This window comes from Candidatus Methylacidiphilales bacterium (assembly GCA_033875315.1).
GTDB lineage: Bacteria > Verrucomicrobiota > Verrucomicrobiia > Methylacidiphilales > CAZTYG01 > JANRJG01.
Genome location: JANRJG010000014.1, coordinates 144,696 through 163,384 on the forward strand (window position 1 = coordinate 144,696; position 18,689 = coordinate 163,384).

An 18,689-nucleotide genomic window follows, 5' to 3' on the forward strand; every position below is an offset into this window, starting at 1 on the left:
GCAGACAAGGAAAGAAGAACCATGAGAACAAGACTGTTGTATACGTTATTGGCCGTGCAGATGCTGGGATTGGTGGCGCTCTATGCCTGGCATCAGGCGGGTTTGGGCTATCCCAGTGTCATGTTGAAGACCCTGCCGGTGGATCCCCGCGATCCGCTCCGTGGAGACTACATCATTTTGAACTACGAGATCAGTCGGGTGCCGGAAGATTTCAACCACCAAGAACACGAAGGGCGCGAAGTCTTTGTGATACTCAAGGACGTAGGGGGATTTGCGGCAGTCGAGCGGGTGCAGCTGTGGGACCCGGGTTATGGGGAACGTTTCATCAAGGGCCGGGTGAAAGGAACCCGGATCGAGTACGACCTGGAAAAATTCTTCGTCCCCGAAGGCAAGGGCAATCCGCCGTTGCCGATCACGGTGGAGGTGTCTTTGCGGGGCGACGGGCATGCGCAGATCAAGCGTCTCTTCTCCCAAGGAAAGCCGTGGCCGTAAAAGCAGCAGGGGAGTTTTTGAACAGAAGGCAACAAAGGTAACGGAGCAAGGTAGTGTTGGCGACGCAGCAAAGCCCGGGAACAATTCGTGAATAGACAGAGTTACAATTTGACCGCCACTATTACGAGCCGCTGCCACCACCAGGTGGTTTTTCCCTGGTCATTTTCGTCAAGGTGGAACAGCTCCCGGGCTTCCGCCGGAGCGGTGCGGATGCGTTCACGAACCAACCTGCGGTTTTCCGGACTGGTATTGGCGGTGGTGAAATACCATTCCAGATCGGGTTGTTTCATGGGCTGGATTTCGGAGTGCGTCACCTTCAGGCCGACGTGGCCACAGAGATGGATCCATTTCTGCGGGGTGATGAACCGGCCATGGGAGGGGTCGCGGAGCTTTTCAATTTCGTGAATCCACGCCTCGGCCACGGGGTGTCCGTCTTCGACCGTGCCATCGATGAGGAGAAGCTTTCCGCCCGGCTTCAAGACCCGGGCGGTCTCCATGCAGAACGTGGCGGGGCAGGAAAAGTGGTGGGCAGCGATGCGACAGGTGAGGAGATCGAATTCTCCGTCGGCATAAGGCAGGGACTCGGCGGGATGTTCCCGGGTTTCCAGCGCCACCCCGGCATCGGCCGCCAGGGTCCGGGTCTGCACCAGCATCCCCGGGGCGATATCGGCCGCGGTGACGACAAGGCCTTGGTGGGCGAAGAAGACGGCCGTGTGCCCGGCCCCGGTGGCCACATCGATCGCCTTCATGCCGGCCCGCAGGCCGAGATGGGGTAGGGCCGATTCCAAATCGCTGGTTTGACTGAGGATATGCCCGGCGCCATAAGCGGCACTCTGACGGTCGAACTGTTCACGTGAGGCCGTTTGGGTGGAATCCAATCCGCACATAAAGGCAATCTTACCCAGCCACCGGGCCGAGACAAACCTTCTCCGTTTGCATTAGATGAACGTTTCCTTGAACGGGAAACTGATCCAAACAAACAATGTCACATGATGGCCCCAGTTTTACCGTCCTGTCGGATTCACGAGCACCTTGAAACCCGCGAAGTCGAGCGGATCAAGCGACTGCTCGGACGGATCAGTTGGGGCTTGGGGAACCCCATCCAGGCCCGGGACATCGACGACGAAACCGTCCTGAGCCATTGCCCTTACATGAAGCCCAACGGGCCGTCGCAGTTGTGCACCCATGCCTGCCATCTGCACCATTTGGTTTTCGCCGAAAGCTGGCCGTAGCTGAAACGATGTAGTTGGTTGACCACAGAGGACACAGTGAACACAGAGGAAGAGAGAGGGTCGTGCGGCTATTCTTTTTGGTCACCATTCGGTGATGCTGAGTACAAAGGCAATGTAGTTGGAATCATTCGTAATCATTGTATTTCAAACGATTTAACTCTGTGATCTCTGTGTCCTCTGTGGTTAAACTGCATTTTTCCGGCTTAGAGTCTTGGTGGTTAATCAGCTGTATCGTTGCGGCTGATGTCTATCCCCAGCATGGACGGGGAAAAGATTTCCGGAATAGAAAAGCCTGATCCGGCGTCTTATGAGGGTATGAAAACCGTCCTCTCCCTCCTCTGTCTCACCGTCCTGGCCGTGTTCACCGTCCAGGCCGGGGAAAACGCCGTCAAAGAAATCAGCCACGCCGATCTGCAGAAAGCCATCAGCGATGGCAAGGTTCTCCTGATCGACGTCAATGGCTCCGAAAGTTACAAGCAGGGCCACATCCCCGGTGCCATCGATTTCCAATCGAAGAAGGATGATCTGGCCAAACACCTGCCCAAGGACAAAGGCGCCCTGGTGGTGGCTTATTGCGGCAACGAGCACTGCGGCGCATACATGCGCGGGGCCAAAGCCGCACTCGATCTGGGTTACACCAATGTGGCCCACTACAAGCCCGGCATCGCCGGATGGATCGCCAGCAAAGGTGAGATCGAGAAACCGAAATCCTGAACCAACGTCCTCTCAACAAGCGCATGGGTGTCCACACCCATGCGCTTTTTTTACGCCCCGTGGTCCGGTGGCTTGATGACGATCCCGTAGTTCGGGGCCACCGCCAACAAGCGTTCGAAGTCAGCACTGCCCGGGGGGATGGGATCGGCCACGGCCGAGGGCAATTCGGTGCCCACTTCCGCCAGGAAACGGTCGAACCCGGCGGGAAGGCAGTGGATCAGCATCCGGGCCGATTTTCCCGAAAGATTCTTGAAGCTGTGCAGCGTTCCGCGGGGGATCTGCAAAAAGGAGCCGGGCTTAGCCACGATGGTGCGGTCGCCAGCAGTGAATGTGATCTCGCCCTCCAACACGTAGAAGGTCTCCTCCTCGCGGGTGTGGAAATGGGGCGGGGGCCCACCTCCGGGGGGAACGGTGGCTTCCAACAGGCAATAGGCCCCGGCTGTCTGATCTGCGTCGGCCAAAATGGTGTATCGGTCTCCCGCCGCCGACCATGTTTTACCGATGCCCGGTGGGTGTACGATCAGGCTGGCGGCCGCATGCGGGGAGCTCATGGGACAAGGATAATCCAGGGCAGGAGCATCTGCCACAGGATTTTGCCTCACCGCCTATGAAGCCATTACAAAAGGAAGCCCAAGGGCGGTTGACCCGACAGGGGGTCGTGGAAGGCGCCGATGTTCGGCAGGACGGTGGAGAGGTCACGCGGCGAAACACCCAGCCAAAGAGCCAGTTCGGCGCTGTATTGGTCGACGGAAAGCGTGGGGATCAAGCGGCCCTGTCCGGCGTCGACATCCGACTTCAAGGCCAGACTGGGGTAGCGCCCGTAGATTTTTCCACCCTTGACCGGACCACCGAGAACGAGCTGGTTGCCGCCCCAGCCGTGGTCGGATCCGCGACCGTTCCAGGTCAGGGTCCGTCCGAAATCCGAGGCGGTGAAGAGAACGACATCGTTGGCCGTGCCCAACTCATCCATGGCGGTCATGAAGGCCGCGAGGGCGGCACTGACCTCGCCCAGCATGGTGTTCTGATTGACGATGACTTCATTGTGATGGTCCCATCCTCCGCGGTTGACGAAGAAGGTCTGGCGTCGCAGGCCCAGGGCGGAATGGGCCCCAATGGCACGGGCGACCATGCGGAGGTCGCGACCGGTGCGGGTATCGGGGAAAACGGTGTTCATTTTCACCGGATTGACGGCGGCGGAAAAGCGCTGGTGTGCTTCGATGGCGTTCTCCGTGGTCTCCACATAGGTCTGCTCGAACAGGCTCTTGTATTGCTGGTCGAGCAGGCTGCGCACGGCCGCGGACTCGCCGGGCCGGGCGCCCTTGGACTCGAGGCTCTTCATGCCGACGCTGCCGTTGGGGGTGATGCAGTATTGGAAGCTCTGGCGGGTGGATTGGAAGGTATTGATCCCGGAGAGCGAGATGTTCATGGAAATTTTGGCGTCCGGATTGAGTCCCCGCAGAAGATCGGAGGCACGACCGCCCCATCCATTATCGGAGCGTCGGTTGGGCAGCGCGGTCATCCATTGCTCCGACTGGTCGGAATGCGAGTAGAGGCCGAGCGGGAGGGAGGTTTTTGTTTTGTATTCGGCCAGGGTGACCGGGCGGACGAGCGAGCCGACATTGGCAATGAAGGCGGCGCGTCCGGCGTCGAAGAGGGCCTTCAATTCAGGCATGGCCGGATGCAAACCGAGCTCGGGGTGGTGGTCGCCCGCCGGACCGAGGGGGAGGAGCTTGTCCATGGGATGGGCCAGGCCCTGGCGGCTGGCGGCGTAGGCGGCATGGGCCTCGCCGGACCGGGGGCAGAGCATGTTGAAGGAATCGTTGCCACCACCGAGGAAGAGGCAGACGATGGCGCGGTAGCCGGGAAGGTTGCTGCTTTGTGCGGCGGCATTGCCGGCCAGGGCCAGATTGAGCAGGGTGGAAAAGACCGGGGTGCAGCTGATGCCCGCACAGGCGGCCTGGCCGAGGAAGTGCCGCCGGGAGAGGCCGGGCGGATTTCCGGATGATTTAATGCGGGATGTGAGGCTCATGGCAGGATGGCGCTTTCCGGGCTGATGCTGGTGAGGTAAACGGCCAGCTTGGCGCGCTCCTCGGGTTTGGTGTCGGGAATTTCCCCGATGGCGCCCCGGATGATCTGCCGGGTGGAATCCCGCAGGCGCCCGCCGGCCAGAAGCAGGTTGAGGTGCTGGATGAGCGCGTCGGGGTCGCGGGCCAGCTGGATTTCCCGGGAAAAGTCCAATACCACCTCGCCCTCGGCCCGCCCGATCTTGCCCCGGTAAATGAAGTCGCGGAGGAAGTTGGGCAGGCTGATGGCAGTGACAGCATTGGTGATTTCGAACTCCGGGGCGACCAGGCCGGCATCGGCGATCGGGCCCGGGGGGGAATAACTGGGCAGGTAAAAATTAAAAACACTGCGCGCGCTGCCGGGTTCCTGGCCGAGGAATTGGGCGAGGTTGGAGACGGTGAATGTGCCGTCCTTGGCCGTGCCGCGGAACGCGCGGACCAGGGAGACCAGCCGGAGGTAAGGTTCGCGCTGCATGCCTTTGTCGTAGGTGGCGGCGGGCAGGCGGGCCTCGGCGTCCATGAGGATGGCACGGACGACGGCCTGCAGGTCGCCGCGCACCCCGCGGCCGTTGTTGACGAAAACTTCTGACACACGGCGCAGGTAACCCGGGGAGGGATTGGAAGTGGTCAGGCGCTGGATCAGGAGGCGGCAGACAAAGGGCGGGGTGTTCGGATGATGGAAGAGGATGTCGAGGGTGTCCTCCACATCCTTGCCTGCGGGCTGGTCGGCCGGAAGGGTCTTGCGACCGAGGATGTTTTTCGGCCCGTTGTCATGGAACTCGGGGTAGTGCACCAACGGGGTGAACCATTGTTGGGGGGCGTTCTTGAATCCAACCTTTCCATCCTTTGGAGGAAAACCCATTCCGGTGAAAACCCGGGCCAGCTCCTGGATGTCCTCGTTGGTGTAGGTGGGCACCGGCTGGCCCTTGACCAATTGGCGCGTGCCGTCGGGGTTGAGTTCGTAGAGCCCGATGGTGAAGAGCTGCATGATCTCACGGGCGTAATTCTCGTCCGGACGACGTTTGCCCTCGGGGTCGGCTTTCTCGTTGCGCAGGTAGGTCAGGTAGACCCCCATGGCGGGGTGGTGGGTCACGGCTCCGAGGAGGGTGCGGTAATTGCCCAGGCCCTGGTCCACCAAGGTGTCATAATAGTGGGCCAGCGCTTCCGGGTTGCCCGAGAGCGAGTTGGCTTCGTCGGAGACGACGAAAATCTGGCTCCATGCGTAGGCCAGACGTTGCCGGAGCTGGTCCCCGCCGGTGACCGCATTGCGCCACCAAATGTATTTCCGGTGGGCGTTGTTGAGTTTGCCCTCCTTGACCAGGTCGGTCCGGGTTTTGAGTTCGAGCAACAACGGGAGATTGTGGCTGGCCGGACGTTGGAATTGTTCGGTGATCCAGCCTTCGTAGTGCAGTTCCTTCACCCGCGCCACATCGGCTTCGGTGGGACCAAAACTGGCCTGCATCAGGAACCGTTCGGCATCACCCGGTTCGATGAGCAGGGCATGGGCGCTGAGGGTCGTCAGAAAAACAACACCCGCCAGCCAGCCGCGAAGAGCGAGAGCCATCATGGAATCCTAAGCGGATTTTTGGTGGATGGCAAAAAGAGAAAGAATGTCCTGCGGCTTTGCGGAAGATTACATACTTGAACCCGCGAGTTGCCGGGCATAAAGCTGGAAAATGATTCCGAATCCGCGCTCTTTTTTTCTCCCGGACCAAGTCTGGACCGATGATCGCGGTATTCCCATCAACGCTCATGGCGGCGGCGTCCTGTTCCATGCGGGTGTTTATTATTGGTTTGGAGAACACAAAACCCAGGGCGATGCGGCGGAGGTGGGGGTCCATGTGTATGCCTCGCATGACCTTTACAATTGGCGGGACGAAGGCATTGCCCTGCCGGTGTCGGATGATCCGGCAAGCGAGATCACCCGTGGGTGCATCATTGAGCGGCCGAAGGTGATTCATCACGCAGGCACGGGTAAATTCATCATGTGGTTCCACTTGGAAAAAAAAGACGAAGGCCGCCGGGCGGCTCTGAGTGGGATTGCGGTTTCAGACACCCCCGTCGGGCCCTATGTTTTCCAAAAAGCCGTCCGCCCCGATGCCGGGGTCTGGCCGATCAACGCCACTGAGGAGGACAAGGCCGGGCTGGCGGAAGCCCGGAAGCTGCTTGGTTCTTCATTCGTCGGGAGTCCGCACCCCGACCGGGCCAGACAGAATTTTCTCGCCCGCGATTTCGAAGGCGGCCAGATGGCCAAGGACATGACCCTGTTTGTCGACGACGACGAGCGGGCCTACCATGTTTTTTCCTCGGAAGAAAATGCCACCCTGCACATCTCGCTTTTGTCCTCCGACTACCAATCCCATGCTGGAAAATGGGCGCGCGCCTTTCCTTACCTTTGGCACGAGGCCCCGGCGGTCTGCAAGCATGACGGGCGCTACTGGATGATATCCTCCCACTGCACCGGATGGCATCCGAATGCCGCCCGGTCGGCGGTGGCTGATTCCATTTGGGGTCCCTGGAGGGAACTGGGTAATCCCTGTGTGGGGGATGCACCACCCGGTCGATTGGGACCGGATCTGACGTTTGGCGGTCAGAGCACATTTATTCTTCCGGTGCAAGGCCGTCCGGGCGCTTTCATTGCCATGTTCGACATCTGGCGCCCTGAAAACCATCCCACCGGGGGGTATGCCTGGTTGCCGGTGGAATTCGAGCGTGACCGCCTCACTATCCGCTGGCACGATCGCTGGGATCTCTCAATATTTGATTGAAGGACACCGCCCGATCGATGCCCGATTGGAGTTCCATTGGCGCCGCCTTGCCCGCCGCCCGGAAAGGGATCAGTTCATCAACAGGCGTTCCCAGGCGCTTTCAACCTCGAAGACGCGGTTGAGGAAGCTGAGGTCGCTTTTGTCGCCGGATTCGGATGAAACGGGCTGCACGGGAAAGTTGAGGGTGAATTGGGTGCCGGTCCCGGGCTGCGAATGGACGCTGAGGGTCCCACCGTGATGATAGACCAGGAAGAAGACCGAGAGCAGACCAATGCCCAGATCGGAGGGGGACTCGGGCTGGATGTAAAAAGGATCGAAGAGCCGGAAGAGCGCGTTTTCGGGGAACCCCGGGCCATTGTCATGGATGTCGATGGTCACCCGTGGCCCGCCGATGGCATTGGCCGGGGAGAGCTTGAATCCGATGCGGATTTCACCGCCTTTGGGCAAAAGCTTGATCTGCTCCCTTCCGAGGGACTCGAAGATCTGGAGGAAGAGTTTCTGGTTGGCCTGGATGGCGGGCAAACCATTGGATTCCTCCAGCACGAGACGGATGGAATTGGCGGCGAAGGCGGCCGTTTGCGGGGCATAGGCCTCGCGCACGGCGGTTGGGATATCAAGCCGGTCGTCGAACCGTGATGCCGGCGGGGTGACGTAGCCGTCGATGTCGTGGAGGAAGCCGACGATGCCCTCAAGCTGGTCCTGGGCTTTTTTGTAAAATTCGTTCCAGTAGGAAGGGTCCTGGAGGTGCTGCAGACTGATGTTCTCCTGGGCCAGCTTGGCCGGTGCGAGATCGAGGAAGGCCTTGACCGCCGTTAGGGAATTGCGGAGGTGGTGGCCGAGCCCGCTGGCCATGATGCCGAGGCTGAGAAGCCGGTCGGTGAGCATCATGCGGTGGATGGCGGAGATTTTTTCCCGCAAGAGATGGTCGCGTTCCTGTTGGACGATGTAGAACTCCATCGCCCGGCGGAGGGTGAGCTCAAGATTGGCGTAGTCGAAGGGTTTGGTGATGTATTTGTAGATGGCCCCGGTATTGACCGCCTGGATGGTGGCGTCCATGTCCGCATAGGCGGTGGCCATGATGCGCAGGGCGCGCGGTTGGATCTTGCGGGCCTTTTCCAGGAATTCGACCCCGGTCTCGCCCGGCATGCGCTGGTCGGTGACGATGATGCCGATCTGGTCGCCGTGTTTCTGGAGCAGCATCAGGCCGTCGGTGGCGTTGGCCGCGGTGAGCACATGGAATACCGATTCCAGGTTGAACGTGAAATATTTCAGCGAGAGCTCCTCGTCATCGACGAAAAGAATGCTGAATTTGCGGTAATTATAGGTTTCCTGCATGGCGGAGGTTCTCCGTGGGATGGGATGATAGGTTGGGTACAGAGTCTGGCAAGGGGAATTGGACGGTGAATTCGCAGAAGCGGCCGGGTTCGGAGCGGACGTGGATGGTGGCCCCGTGCTGGCAGGCAATGCGGTAACAGGTGCTCAGGCCGAGGCCGACGCCTTTGCCGACTTCCTTGGTGGTGAAAAAAGGGTCAAAAACACGCTTCTGGATATCCGGGGGGATGCCGGCCCCGTTGTCGCGCACGGCCAATTCGGCGTGGTTGTTGCGTCCCTTCCATGAGAGGTGGATGGTGCCCTGGGCCGGTTGCTCCGCCAGGCTGTCCAGGGCGTTCTGCAGGAGATTGGTGACGAGGTGGACGAGCTGGTTGGCGTTTCCTTCAATGCCGAGCCTGGGGTCGCACTCCTGGGTCAGTGAGACCCCTTGGAGTTGGTGGCTGACCAAAGCCCGGGCGATGCGGAAGACTTCCTCCATCTGGACGGGGCGCACATCGGTGGCGTCGGGGTGGGTGAATGAGCGGAGGTCGGAGGTGATCTTCTGTGCGCGCTCCAGACCGGTGCGGAGGTCGCGGAGCATTTCCTCCAGAGTGGCCCGGCCTTCATTACTGGCGAGCGAATCCAAGCGCCGTTCGATCGCACGGAGGGCGCCGGAGGAAAAGTTCAGCGGGTTGTTGACCTCGTGCAAAATACCGGCGCTGAGTTGGCCGAGGGACGCCATTTTGGCGGAGTGGACCAATTGGTCTTCGGTTTCACGGAGGGTTTCCAGCGTCCGGGATAGTTCTGTCTGGGCCGCGCGGAGCCTGACCAGATTGCGGCAACGGACGAGGAGTTCGATGCCGGAAAACGGCTTGGTCAGGAAATCGGTGGCGCCTGCCTCCAGGGTCTGCAAGCGGGATTCCTCATCGGCCCGCGCGGTGAGAAGGATGACAGGCAGGTGGCGGGTCGCCTCCTGCTGGCGCAACGCCTTGCAAGTGGCCAGGCCGTCCAGTGCGGGCATCATGTAATCAAGGACGGCAAGCTGGGGTTGGTGCCGGTGGATGAGGTCGAGGGCTTCCCGTCCATCCCGTGCGGCGAGGACATGGAACTCGCGGGAAAGCTGGGATGACAGGAAACGGAGCATTTGCGGTTCATCATCCGCGATCAGGATGACCGGCAAATCGGGGTCGCCGTCGGGGATGGAGGTTTGGGTCCCGTTTTCGGAGGGCGGGGCCAGCGTGGGGAAGTATTCGGCCTTGCGATAGAGATTGGCCAGCCAGGGGTCGGTCGTTTCTTCGGTGGGAGCGGCCGGAACGGCCTTCTCGGCGGGGGCCGGAGGGACGGGGGTGTTGGACGCGGCGGTGGGGGCCATGGCTGCCGGGACCCTGGGGAACAAAAGGGTGAAGGTGGCCCCGTGACCGGGGGTGGAGTCCAGTCGCACGCTGCCGCCATGGGCCTCGGTCAGGTCTTTGACCAGAGCGAGCCCGAGCCCAGCGCCCTGGTGCTTGCGTGTGCTGGCCTGGTCGGCCTGCCAGAATGGATCAAAGATGCGTTGCTGGTCTTCGGGGGGGATGCCCGGACCGGTGTCGGCCACGGTGATCTCCAGATTCTCCGCCGTATCGCGGGCCCCGAGGGTGACGGTGCCTCCGGCGGGCGTGAATTTGAGCGCGTTGAAAAGGAGGTTGAGGACGGCTTTTTCCATTTTGTCGGGATCGGCCTGCAATTCACCAAGGCCGTCGGCAATCGACAGGCTGAGGGTGACTTTGTTTCTTTCCGCCAAGGGCTGGGCCAGCCGGGCGAGGCCGTGGAGGAAGTCGGAAGGGGCGACGCGGACAAGGTCGAGTGTGGTTTTGCCTTCCTGCAGGCGGACCAATTCAAGAAGATCGTTGATCAGTTTGAGCAGGCGGAGCGCGTTGTTGTGCATCAGGTCGAGGAGCCCGGATTCCTCGGCTGTGCGGGCGGCGGAGGTGCGGAGTCGTTCGAGCGGGGCGACGAGCAGCGTGAGCGGCGTGCGGAGTTCATGGCTGATGTTGGCAAAGAACCGGCCCTTCATCTGGTCGAGCTCCATGAGCTTGCGGTGGCTCGATTCAATTTCGCGTCGGCTGGCATCGAGTTGCTGGCGGTTGGCGAACTCACGGAAACGGAGCCGGTTGAGGAAATAGTTTCCCGTGATCATGACCACCCCGGTGAGGATGATGAAATAGAGGTTGTTGAATAGCAGTCGCGTGTCGGAGTCCCCCTGGAGGCTGCAGGCGGCGACATACATCGCAAGGGTGAGGATGAAGGCGGTGGCACTCTCCAGCACCGTGACCTGGGCGACCCAGCTGACGGCGATGAGCACCAGGGTGAGTCCGGCGTAATAAGGTGAACGCACGCCCTCGGACTGGTAGATCATCAGGCATATGAAGGCGGAGGGAAGGATGAACCAGGAAAGCCCGAGTTCGCGGAACCAGCGCCGGGCGAAGGCCGGCCAGGAAAGGAGGAGGAAAAGGACGCCGGCCAGGGCGGCGCAAATGAGGCGGAGGAAGAGGAAGGAGCCGGCCATTTCCGGGTAAACGAAATGGTCGAGAAGGGTGCCTGCGGGCATCAGGACGAAGGCGAGCAGACAACCGACCTTGGATGTGCTGATGCGGAAATCGCGGTTGTAATCGAGGAAATCACGCTCGAGCGGACTCTGGCTGGCGGCGTCCGGTTTCATGCGGCAGGCTTGCGGATTTCCAGGAAAATGTTGACCCCCGTGCTGTCCGAACGGACCTGGCAGCGGGAGGGGTCGGCTTTGGCCGGAGCGAGGCGGCCCAGTTGGTCGGCGGTCCGGTAGATCAGGTGCCACTCCATGAGGTATTCCATCATGTGGCGGGAGGGGTTTTTGAGATCGACGTTGGTGACGACGAGCAACCCGTCAGGGGCCAGGAGGTCGTAAAAAATTTCCACCAGGCGTTTGCAGATGCGGTCGGAGAGGTAATCGAAAAGGCCGGCGCAGTAGATGAAGTCATAGACCGTGCCCGGTGCGGCCCCGGGTTCCGGGCCGTCTTTGAGGATCTGGTGGACGGAACGCTGGAGCATGCGGATCTGGGTTCGGCGTCCGAGATGGGCCCGGAGATTGCCGAGGGCATGCCCGGTGTTCTGGATGGTTTCCTCGTTGAAGTCGAGGAGGGTGAGGTGGGCACGGTCGCAGAGGTCGTCTTCGGTCAGGAAGCTCTGCACCTCCTTGGCCGGGCCACAACCCAGATTGAAGATCCGGGCCGGCTGGCCGCGGGCGGCACAGCGCTGCGTCTCGCCGCGGAGACAGTCGCGCAGATAGATGACGCGGTTGCGGTGGGCCTCCCCCGCCGGGAGGCGCAAAAAGTGCATGTTGAGCAGTTTGGCGAAGAGGGAGGCCCCCTCGATGGGGTCGCGCAGGATCATGTTCACCATCTCGTAATCACCGGCATAGCCCAGGGGTTTGGTGAACGTGCGCCAAAAGAAGGGCGAGCACAAAGTGAGGGGGTGGAGCTGGCGCCGGGCATAAGCGCGGTGCAAGGGCTGGAGCGGGGCTTCGATACCCTCGGCCAGTCCTTCAAAACGCACAAAGATGTCCTCCACGGTGGGAAGAATCAGGCCGCCCAGTTCATGGATGACGTCCCTTTCTATTTTATTGCGGTCTGAGCTGTTGCCCGAGGAACGGATGCCCAGCTCCACCTGTTCCAACCAGCGGCGGAGATCGGCCAGCAGGGTGTGCATGTCCGCAACCAGGATCTTGAAGTCCGGCGCCACCACCTGGAGTTTCTTCCACTCGAGGAGGAAGCCTTCGAATTCCGACCGGATGCGGTCGCCGGCGTACGAAGGATTGAAGAGATCGACATCCAACCATCCGTCTTCCAGGGTGGCCTCACAGACGAGGATGATGCCGGTGTTGACGAGCGAGCTGACGACCGCTCGCCCGGAGTAGACGAGGTGGTTGTTGAGGTGGATCTGGAAGTCGTTGAGAACTTCGGAAAGTTGGAGGATGCTGTAGGGGTTGTAGACCTCAAAGGCGATGATGTAGCGGGTCAACCGCAGGGATGAGCCGCGGACGGGCATTCCCTGGCTGTTTTTGCACAGTATGAAGGTCTCTTTTTCCTGAATGGGGGTGGCCATGCGGGGGGCTCAGGGTTCAGGCGGGGGTTTCCCTGGGCAGAACGACGTCGAAACGGCACCCACCCCCGGGAAGATTTTGGGCGGTGATGTCGCCCCGGTGGGCTCGGGCGATCAAACGGGCTATATGGAGCCCAAGACCGGAACCCTGGTTGCCCTTGGTGGTGTAGTAAGGGAGGAATATGGAGTCCAACGCATGGGGCGGGATGCCGGGCCCGTTGTCACGCACCGAAATATGGATCTGATGTTCCTCATACCGGGCGAGAAAATCCACCCGTCCGGTCGATAGCGGGGCGGCCTGGATGGCGTTGAGGCAGAGGTTGTTGAGCATCCTCCTGAGGGAGCGGGCGTGCCCCCGCATGGGGAGGGCCCCGGAGGGAAAACGGGTGCAAAGCGTGATGCCGCGTTCCACCGCAAGGTGGATGATGTCCTCGCGCACGGTCTGCAAGACCTCATTCAAGTCGAGGGGTTCGGGCGCCTGTTCTAGCATGCGACCCAAGTCACTGCCCTGGCTGATGAGTTCTCCACAAAAACCGGCCTGCTTGCCGGCGGTGTGCGCGGATGCCTGGACCAACTTGATTTTTTCGGCGTCGCTGAGGTTTACTCTTCCGCAGATATCGAGGATGTGGTCGCATTGCAATTTGACCACGGTGAGCGGATTGCGGATATCGTGCAGGATATCCCAATGGCGGAGGGGATCGCGGCCGGTGGACTCCTGTACCCGCGCCAGATCCGTCGGGGGCGGCGGGAAGGCATGGACCCGGTTGATATGGGCATCGAGCGCGCCCAGCAGATTGGCGGCATGGAAAGGTTTTTCCAAATAATCGCTGGCCCCACTGCGGAGGGCCTGTTTGGCCGATTCCAAAGTGGCGTGTCCGGTCAGGATGATGACCGGGATGGCCCGGTTGAACCGGCGGATCTCCCGCAGGGCCTGCAGGCCGTCGACGCGCGGCAGGCAGAGGTCGAGGGTGATCGCCACCGGCTTCTCCAAGCGCAAGAGATTGAGACCTTCCTCGGCGGTACCTGCTTCGAGCACCCGGTAGCGCGACCCCAGGACCATGCTGAGCGAGGCGCGGACTGAAGGATCATCATCAATGACCAATACACTCCCCAGGGCAGCGGAAGGCGAGGCCACAGGTTGCAAGGCAGGAGGCATGGTGATCGTGGTTGGGGGGAACTGGCGCAAAGCCCACGATAAGGAAAAACGCGATTTAGTTCAAGAACCGAGTCAGTGAGCCGGACTTATTTCACCGAGGGCTCTCAACACCACCCCCGGGGTCAGGATTTCGGGTAGAATCACGGGATCGGAAGCATTCGGAAGATAAACCAAGTTGAAGGGCACGGCGGATCGACCCCAACGGGCGAGTTCGCGGGTGATGGCCGGATCCTGGCTGGTCCAATCGGCTTTCAGCGTTGCCACATTTTTGAGCCGGAAGGCGGTCCGGACCTCGTCTGAGCCGAAGACCACTTTCTTGTTGGTTTGGCAGGTGGCGCACCAGCGGGCGGTGAAGTCGACATAAACCGTCCGGCCTTCTTTTCGCAGGGCGCTGACCCGCTCCGCAGACCAGGGCTCCCAATGGATTTCATCTTGGCCTGGAGCCGTGGGCCACCCGGCGGTCAGCCCGCCCAGGGCCAGGAGGAGGGCCAGGGCACCGGCCATCCGGCGGACACGCGGCGGGCGGGCGGGCGGACACCAGCGGCCATAAATCCAGGCCGCCGCCGCCACGGCGACCCAACCCAAAACGGCAGACAGTTGTGAGGATTCCGGCAATTGTCCGAACAACACCCAGAGCAGGAAGCCGAAGGCCCCGTAGAGCAGGAAAGCCAGCCCCTGTTTGAAACTCTCCATCCACGGACCCGGGCGGGGCAGATGGTTGGCCAGGAAGGGAAAGAGCGCCAGCAAAAGATAAGGCAACGCCAGTCCCAGGGCGATGACGGTGAAGAGAACCAGGGCCGGCGCGGGAGGGAGCGCCAGGGCGGCGCCCAAAGCCGGGGCCAGAAAGGGTGCGGCACAGGGGGTGGCCACAATGGTGGCCAACACCCCGGAAAAAAAGGCGCCCGAGAGGGTGGGGCGCCGGGCCAGGGGGAGCGCGGAGCCGGCGCTGACCAGAGACGTGCCGACCTCGAAGACGCCTCCCATGTTGAGGGCAAAAACGAGCATCAAAGTGGCGAGGGCGAAAACGAAGGCCGGGCTTTGCAATTGGAAGCCCCAGCCGAGCTGGCTGCCGCCCGCACGGAGGAGCAGGAGCAGTCCGGCCAGGATCCAAAACGAAACCAGCACCCCGGAAGTGTAGGCAAGCCCGTGCCGGGCCACGGTGGACCGTTTTTCCCCCGATTGTCCCACCAGGCCCATGATCTTGATCCCGAGCACGGGGAAGACACAGGGCATGAGATTGAGAATCAGGCCCCCGATAAAGCCCAACAACACAATAGAAGAAAACGAGGAGGACGGGGGGCGCGGGAGGACGGAAGTGGGGGGAATCTCATAAGCCTTGGATCCCGCCGGGGTTTCCACAAGCAGGACGCCGGAAAAGGCGGGGGATTGGATGTTCCCGGCTTTGGGAAGACGGAGCCGCAATTCACCCCTGGCCGGACTTTGGCGCGTCTCAAGTTCCTGCTTCTGGGCGTGATCAAGGGACTCGCCGGCATCGGGAAAAAACCAGGCCGAGAGGATCTGAGGCGCATCCGGAAGGATGGCCCGCAGGAGCCATTGGCCGCCCAGGTCTTCAAAGACCGGGCTGAAGGAAGCAGGAACGGGCAAATGACTGCGGGCTTGCTCGAAAAGCGGCGTTCGCTGTGGTTGCGCCTGCGTGGATACCGGCAGCACCAGGGACCATTCCGTGTTTCCGGGAACACAGATGTCCTCGCATTCCAGCCAATCGACCCGTGCCTTGAGGGTGATTTTCTGCCCTGTCTTCAATTGGGCCGGCGGGGTGAGTTCGGTCAGAAGGACAACCTCTCCTTCATAGCCATAACTGACCAGGCCGGATGCCTCAATCCGCTTCGGCACCGGCCACAGGATCGGGCCCGCGGTGAAGCCCTCGGGAAGGGCCCACTGGATCGTGGTGGCCAGCCCGGAATCGCCGGGATTTTTCCAATAGGTGTGCCAATGAGGCTCCATCTTCATGCGCACGGCCACTGTGAAGGGAACACCGGGAACGATGGCGTTGGTGTCGGCCATCGCTTCCACCGTCGTATGGGGCGCGGCCTGCAACGGGGAGGCCGGGGGCAACCCCAGGATGAAAAACAAGGGGAAAAGTTGGATCAAGGTCCGGTGCATCGGAGTTGGGGTCGCGGAAAAGGGGTTGAAGGCCCAATTTACATGGGTGTGCATCTCTGTCCATCGTGGTTAAGATGGAGGGATGTCCGCCCAGCCCGACCTCATGCCCAAAGTGCGCGCCCTCCCGCACAAGCCCGGGGTCTACCTTTTCAAGGACCGTTTCCACAAAGTGATCTATGTGGGCAAGGCCCGGGATCTCCACCGCCGCGTCGCGCAGTATTTCCATCCCTCCCGGCGCATGTCCGCAGACCTGAAAACCCGCGCCCTCGTGGAAAGCATCTGGGATCTGGAAACGCATGAGGTCCACTCCGAGCCGGAATCCATCCTTCTCGAAGGCCGACTCATCAAGGAGTACCGTCCGCGCTATAACATATCATTCCGCGACGACAAACGCTTCCTCCTGGTCAAAACCAATCTCAACGACCCTTTCCCGCGCTTCCAATTGACGCGCGTGCGCAAGGAGGACGGTTGCCGGTATTTCGGTCCGTTCGCCCATTCGGGGGCCCTGCGCAGCACGCTCAATCTGCTGAAAAAAATCCACGGCCTTCGTTCCTGCCAGCCGGTCATCCCGGGGGAGAAAGACCACCGGCACTGCCTGGACCACATCATCAAGAACTGCTGTGCACCCTGCATCGGCAAAACCACCCGCAGCGAATACCTGGCCCGTGTCCAACAAGCCTGTGCCTTCCTGGAAGGCCGCTCCGCCGAGATGATGGCGGAATTGGAGGAAGAAATGCGGCGGGCGGCGGAACGGCTGGACTTCGAGAAAGCGGCCCTGCTGCGCAACATGCTGAAGGACATCCGTCAGACCACGACCCCCCGGCGCCAGTTTGTCCGGGAAATCCCCACCACGGTCATCCCGGAGCGGGACCTGTCGCTCCTGCGCGATGCGCTCGGGCTGCAAGCCCCGCCCGCCCTCATCGAGTGCTTCGACATCTCCAACATCTCGGTCACCCACAAGGTCGCTTCCATGGTCGTATTCCGGAATGGACGCCCCGACCGGGCCGGCTACCGCCGTTTCCGCATCCGCGGCGTCGACGGCCAGGACGATTTCGCCAGCATGGCCGAGGTGGTCGGGCGGCGCTACCGCCGGCTGGCCGCCGAGGGACGGGATATGCCCGATCTGGTCGTGGTCGACGGCGGCAAAGGCCAGGTTTCCAGCGCCTTGCGCGAATTGGAAGCCCTGGGTCTGGGAACCCAGCCCATCATCGGCCTGGCCAAGCAACGGGAGGAGATTTTCCGCCCTTTCCACCCGGAGCCCATCGTGCTCCCGCCGGAATCGGGTGCCCTGCGCCTGCTCCAACGCATCCGGGATGAGGCCCACCGCTTCGCCAATGGATACCACCAATTATTGATGAAAAAGCGCATGAGTGAAAGCGTGCTCGACGAATGTCCCGGGGTCAGCGAAGCGAAAAAACGCGCCCTCCTGACCCGTTTCGGTTCGGTCCAGCGGATGAAAACCGCGGACAAGGCGCACTTTTTGGAAGTGCCCGGGGTGGGGGAGAAGCTGGCCGGCGAATTGGTGGCCTTTTTCCAGAGGTTGAAGCGCACCCCGTCCCAGACGCTTCCGGCATCGGAAGCCGGCCCCGGGGATGTGGTCTACTCGCTCCGTTCAAAGCATCCCTCTGCCGGGCCGGATTGAACCCGGGTGGGCTGCCCGGGTCGATTTCAGGTCCGCAAACAAGCGGCGGTTCCTTTCTTGCATAATTGTCTGTAAAAAGTTAGTACCCTTCTAGTGCACGCCTTGTGTCAAAAATCATTACGCGTCCTTGGGCTATCGACTGGCTTTTGGGCCGCCATTTGTTTCCCCGGAGGCGGACTTTCCGCCCAGACCTCCTCGTCCGGCCAGGCTTCCATCGAACAATCCCGTTTGTTCCAAAACCAACCCACCTTGCGGTCGGAGGAAAGCCAACCCGCGGCGGAAGGGGAAAAAGCCCCGGCGACCGAAGGCGACCCTGATCTGGGCGCCCAGCTCCTGCTCAAGCGCAACAACGAATACGACGCGTTCAAAATCACGGCTTCCAGCCAGGTGCTTTTCACGGACAACGTGGCCCTTGTGAAAAAAGGGGCCGAATCCGACGCCTACATGGTCCACTCCGCTGGGGTGCAGTGGAAACCCAAGATCACCGAAACCCTCTACGCGGTGGCCGGGGTCCGGCAGGGATTTTTCCGTTACGACGAGTTTGACGCACTGGACTTCGACAGTCTGGATGCGGGCGCGGGATTGGAAAACACCTGGCAGGATTTGGGCGGGGTCACCACCAGCGCGACATACAATTACAACCGTCTGACCGAGGCCACCCTGGGCCGGGAATTTTTCCGCAACCACCAGTTCATCTTCAGTGCGGACAAGAGCTTCACCCTTTCCCGCAACCTCTTCCTCTTCACCAACGCCTCCGCGACCATTTCCCTTTCCGACCCTTATGACTCCCAGCGTTGGGATTATGCCCTGGTGGGCGGGCTTTACGGACGCATCACCCGCCACTGGGACGCCCAATTGACCTACCGCGTCGCGCTCTTTGATTACTCCGCCCAGGACCGGACCGATTTCAACCAGAATGTCGGCCTCAACACCTCATACAACCTGGCTGAATGGGCCGCCGTGGGGGCCTCGACCAACTTCACCTTCAACAACTCCTCGGAACCGGTTTTCGATTATGAATCGATCAATGCCGGCGGCGGGGTTTATTTGAACGTTAAATTCTAAGGAGCCACC

General features: G+C 61.1%; 15 protein-coding genes. 6 read left to right on the top strand and 9 right to left on the bottom strand.

Features of this window, described 5'->3' with window-relative positions; translation table 11 throughout:
• Window positions 1-21: 21 nt before the first annotated feature.
• Window positions 22-492 carry a GDYXXLXY domain-containing protein gene (locus SFU85_05330; GenBank protein MDX6766191.1) on the top strand — a complete coding sequence of 157 codons (471 nt, stop codon included), beginning with the start codon at window positions 22-24 and terminating at the stop codon, window positions 490-492.
• Window positions 493-593: 101 nt separating this feature from the next.
• Here SFU85_05330 and SFU85_05335 read toward each other — a convergent pair whose 3' ends face one another.
• Window positions 594-1,379, bottom strand: coding sequence for a methyltransferase domain-containing protein (locus SFU85_05335; protein MDX6766192.1), 786 nt, complete (start codon window positions 1,377-1,379; stop codon window positions 594-596).
• 102 nt (window positions 1,380-1,481) lie between these two features.
• Here SFU85_05335 and SFU85_05340 point away from each other — a divergent pair, with 102 nt between their 5' ends.
• Together SFU85_05340 and SFU85_05345 are read left to right on the top strand one after the other, a co-directional pair.
• Window positions 1,482-1,724, top strand: coding sequence for a hypothetical protein (locus SFU85_05340; protein ID MDX6766193.1), 243 nt, complete (start codon window positions 1,482-1,484; stop codon window positions 1,722-1,724).
• Window positions 1,725-2,039: 315 nt separating this feature from the next.
• Window positions 2,040-2,438 carry a rhodanese-like domain-containing protein gene (locus SFU85_05345; GenBank protein MDX6766194.1) on the top strand — a complete coding sequence of 133 codons (399 nt, stop codon included), beginning with the start codon at window positions 2,040-2,042 and terminating at the stop codon, window positions 2,436-2,438.
• A 50-nt stretch (window positions 2,439-2,488) separates the two neighbouring features.
• Here SFU85_05345 and SFU85_05350 read toward each other — a convergent pair whose 3' ends face one another.
• The 3 genes from SFU85_05350 to SFU85_05360 all read right to left on the bottom strand — a co-directional run bounded on the left by SFU85_05350 (window position 2,489) and on the right by SFU85_05360 (window position 6,065).
• Window positions 2,489-2,989: a cupin domain-containing protein gene (locus tag SFU85_05350; protein MDX6766195.1), complete on the bottom strand. Its 501-nt coding sequence runs from the start codon at window positions 2,987-2,989 to the stop codon at window positions 2,489-2,491.
• 65 nt (window positions 2,990-3,054) lie between these two features.
• Window positions 3,055-4,467: a DUF1501 domain-containing protein gene (locus SFU85_05355; protein MDX6766196.1), complete on the bottom strand. Its 1,413-nt coding sequence runs from the start codon at window positions 4,465-4,467 to the stop codon at window positions 3,055-3,057.
• Window positions 4,464-6,065 (bottom strand): DUF1800 domain-containing protein, encoded by a 1,602-nt coding sequence (locus tag SFU85_05360; GenBank protein ID MDX6766197.1) that lies wholly within the window; start codon window positions 6,063-6,065, stop codon window positions 4,464-4,466. Before SFU85_05360 ends, SFU85_05355 begins: the two co-directional genes overlap by 4 nt.
• Before the next feature lie 112 nt (window positions 6,066-6,177).
• On the opposite strand from SFU85_05360, the gene SFU85_05365 reads away from it, so the two are divergent.
• Window positions 6,178-7,269, top strand: a complete 1,092-nt coding sequence (locus SFU85_05365) for a glycoside hydrolase family 43 protein (protein ID MDX6766198.1) — start codon at window positions 6,178-6,180, stop codon at window positions 7,267-7,269.
• A 69-nt stretch (window positions 7,270-7,338) separates the two neighbouring features.
• Here the strand turns inward: SFU85_05365 and SFU85_05370 are convergent, their stop codons facing one another.
• The 5 genes from SFU85_05370 to SFU85_05390 form a co-directional block, all read right to left on the bottom strand.
• Entirely contained in the window at window positions 7,339-8,604 is a 1,266-nt protein-coding gene (locus tag SFU85_05370) for a hybrid sensor histidine kinase/response regulator (protein MDX6766199.1), read from the bottom strand.
• A complete protein-coding gene (locus tag SFU85_05375) occupies window positions 8,588-11,278 on the bottom strand; it encodes an ATP-binding protein (GenBank protein MDX6766200.1) in 2,691 nt (896 codons plus the stop codon). The genes SFU85_05370 and SFU85_05375 overlap by 17 nt, the downstream gene beginning before the upstream one ends.
• On the bottom strand, window positions 11,275-12,696 hold the full coding sequence (locus SFU85_05380) for a class I SAM-dependent methyltransferase (protein ID MDX6766201.1): 1,422 nt from the start codon (window positions 12,694-12,696) through the stop codon (window positions 11,275-11,277). The genes SFU85_05375 and SFU85_05380 overlap by 4 nt, the downstream gene beginning before the upstream one ends.
• A gap of 16 nt (window positions 12,697-12,712) precedes the next feature.
• The gene (locus SFU85_05385) at window positions 12,713-13,849 is read right to left on the bottom strand and encodes a hybrid sensor histidine kinase/response regulator (protein MDX6766202.1); all 1,137 of its coding nucleotides are present in this window, start codon (window positions 13,847-13,849) and stop codon (window positions 12,713-12,715) included.
• A gap of 72 nt (window positions 13,850-13,921) precedes the next feature.
• Complete coding sequence (locus SFU85_05390) at window positions 13,922-16,027, bottom strand: protein-disulfide reductase DsbD family protein (GenBank protein ID MDX6766203.1); 2,106 nt, start codon at window positions 16,025-16,027, stop codon at window positions 13,922-13,924.
• A gap of 28 nt (window positions 16,028-16,055) precedes the next feature.
• Between SFU85_05390 and SFU85_05395 the strand changes: the two genes are divergently transcribed.
• On the top strand, window positions 16,056-17,615 hold the full coding sequence (locus SFU85_05395; GenBank protein MDX6766204.1) for an excinuclease ABC subunit UvrC: 1,560 nt from the start codon (window positions 16,056-16,058) through the stop codon (window positions 17,613-17,615).
• A gap of 93 nt (window positions 17,616-17,708) precedes the next feature.
• On the top strand, window positions 17,709-18,680 hold the full coding sequence (locus SFU85_05400; protein MDX6766205.1) for a hypothetical protein: 972 nt from the start codon (window positions 17,709-17,711) through the stop codon (window positions 18,678-18,680).
• Window positions 18,681-18,689: the final 9 nt, after the last annotated feature.

Bases quoted from the DNA above. Each gene is read 5' to 3' on its own strand.
- SFU85_05395 (MDX6766204.1), top strand. From the start codon at position 16,056: ATGTCCGCCCAGCCCGACCTCATGCCCAAAGTGCGCGCCCTCCCGCAC.
- SFU85_05390 (MDX6766203.1), bottom strand. From the start codon at position 16,027: ATGCACACCCATGTAAATTGGGCCTTCAACCCCTTTTCCGCGACCCCA.
- SFU85_05335 (MDX6766192.1), bottom strand. From the start codon at position 1,379: ATGTGCGGATTGGATTCCACCCAAACGGCCTCACGTGAACAGTTCGAC.
- SFU85_05375 (MDX6766200.1), bottom strand. From the start codon at position 11,278: ATGAAACCGGACGCCGCCAGCCAGAGTCCGCTCGAGCGTGATTTCCTC.
- SFU85_05360 (MDX6766197.1), bottom strand. From the start codon at position 6,065: ATGGCTCTCGCTCTTCGCGGCTGGCTGGCGGGTGTTGTTTTTCTGACG.
- SFU85_05340 (MDX6766193.1), top strand. From the start codon at position 1,482: ATGATGGCCCCAGTTTTACCGTCCTGTCGGATTCACGAGCACCTTGAA.
- SFU85_05345 (MDX6766194.1), top strand. From the start codon at position 2,040: ATGAAAACCGTCCTCTCCCTCCTCTGTCTCACCGTCCTGGCCGTGTTC.
- SFU85_05350 (MDX6766195.1), bottom strand. From the start codon at position 2,989: ATGAGCTCCCCGCATGCGGCCGCCAGCCTGATCGTACACCCACCGGGC.
- SFU85_05385 (MDX6766202.1), bottom strand. From the start codon at position 13,849: ATGCCTCCTGCCTTGCAACCTGTGGCCTCGCCTTCCGCTGCCCTGGGG.
- SFU85_05355 (MDX6766196.1), bottom strand. From the start codon at position 4,467: ATGAGCCTCACATCCCGCATTAAATCATCCGGAAATCCGCCCGGCCTC.
- SFU85_05365 (MDX6766198.1), top strand. From the start codon at position 6,178: ATGATTCCGAATCCGCGCTCTTTTTTTCTCCCGGACCAAGTCTGGACC.
- SFU85_05380 (MDX6766201.1), bottom strand. From the start codon at position 12,696: ATGGCCACCCCCATTCAGGAAAAAGAGACCTTCATACTGTGCAAAAAC.
- SFU85_05330 (MDX6766191.1), top strand. From the start codon at position 22: ATGAGAACAAGACTGTTGTATACGTTATTGGCCGTGCAGATGCTGGGA.
- SFU85_05370 (MDX6766199.1), bottom strand. From the start codon at position 8,604: ATGCAGGAAACCTATAATTACCGCAAATTCAGCATTCTTTTCGTCGAT.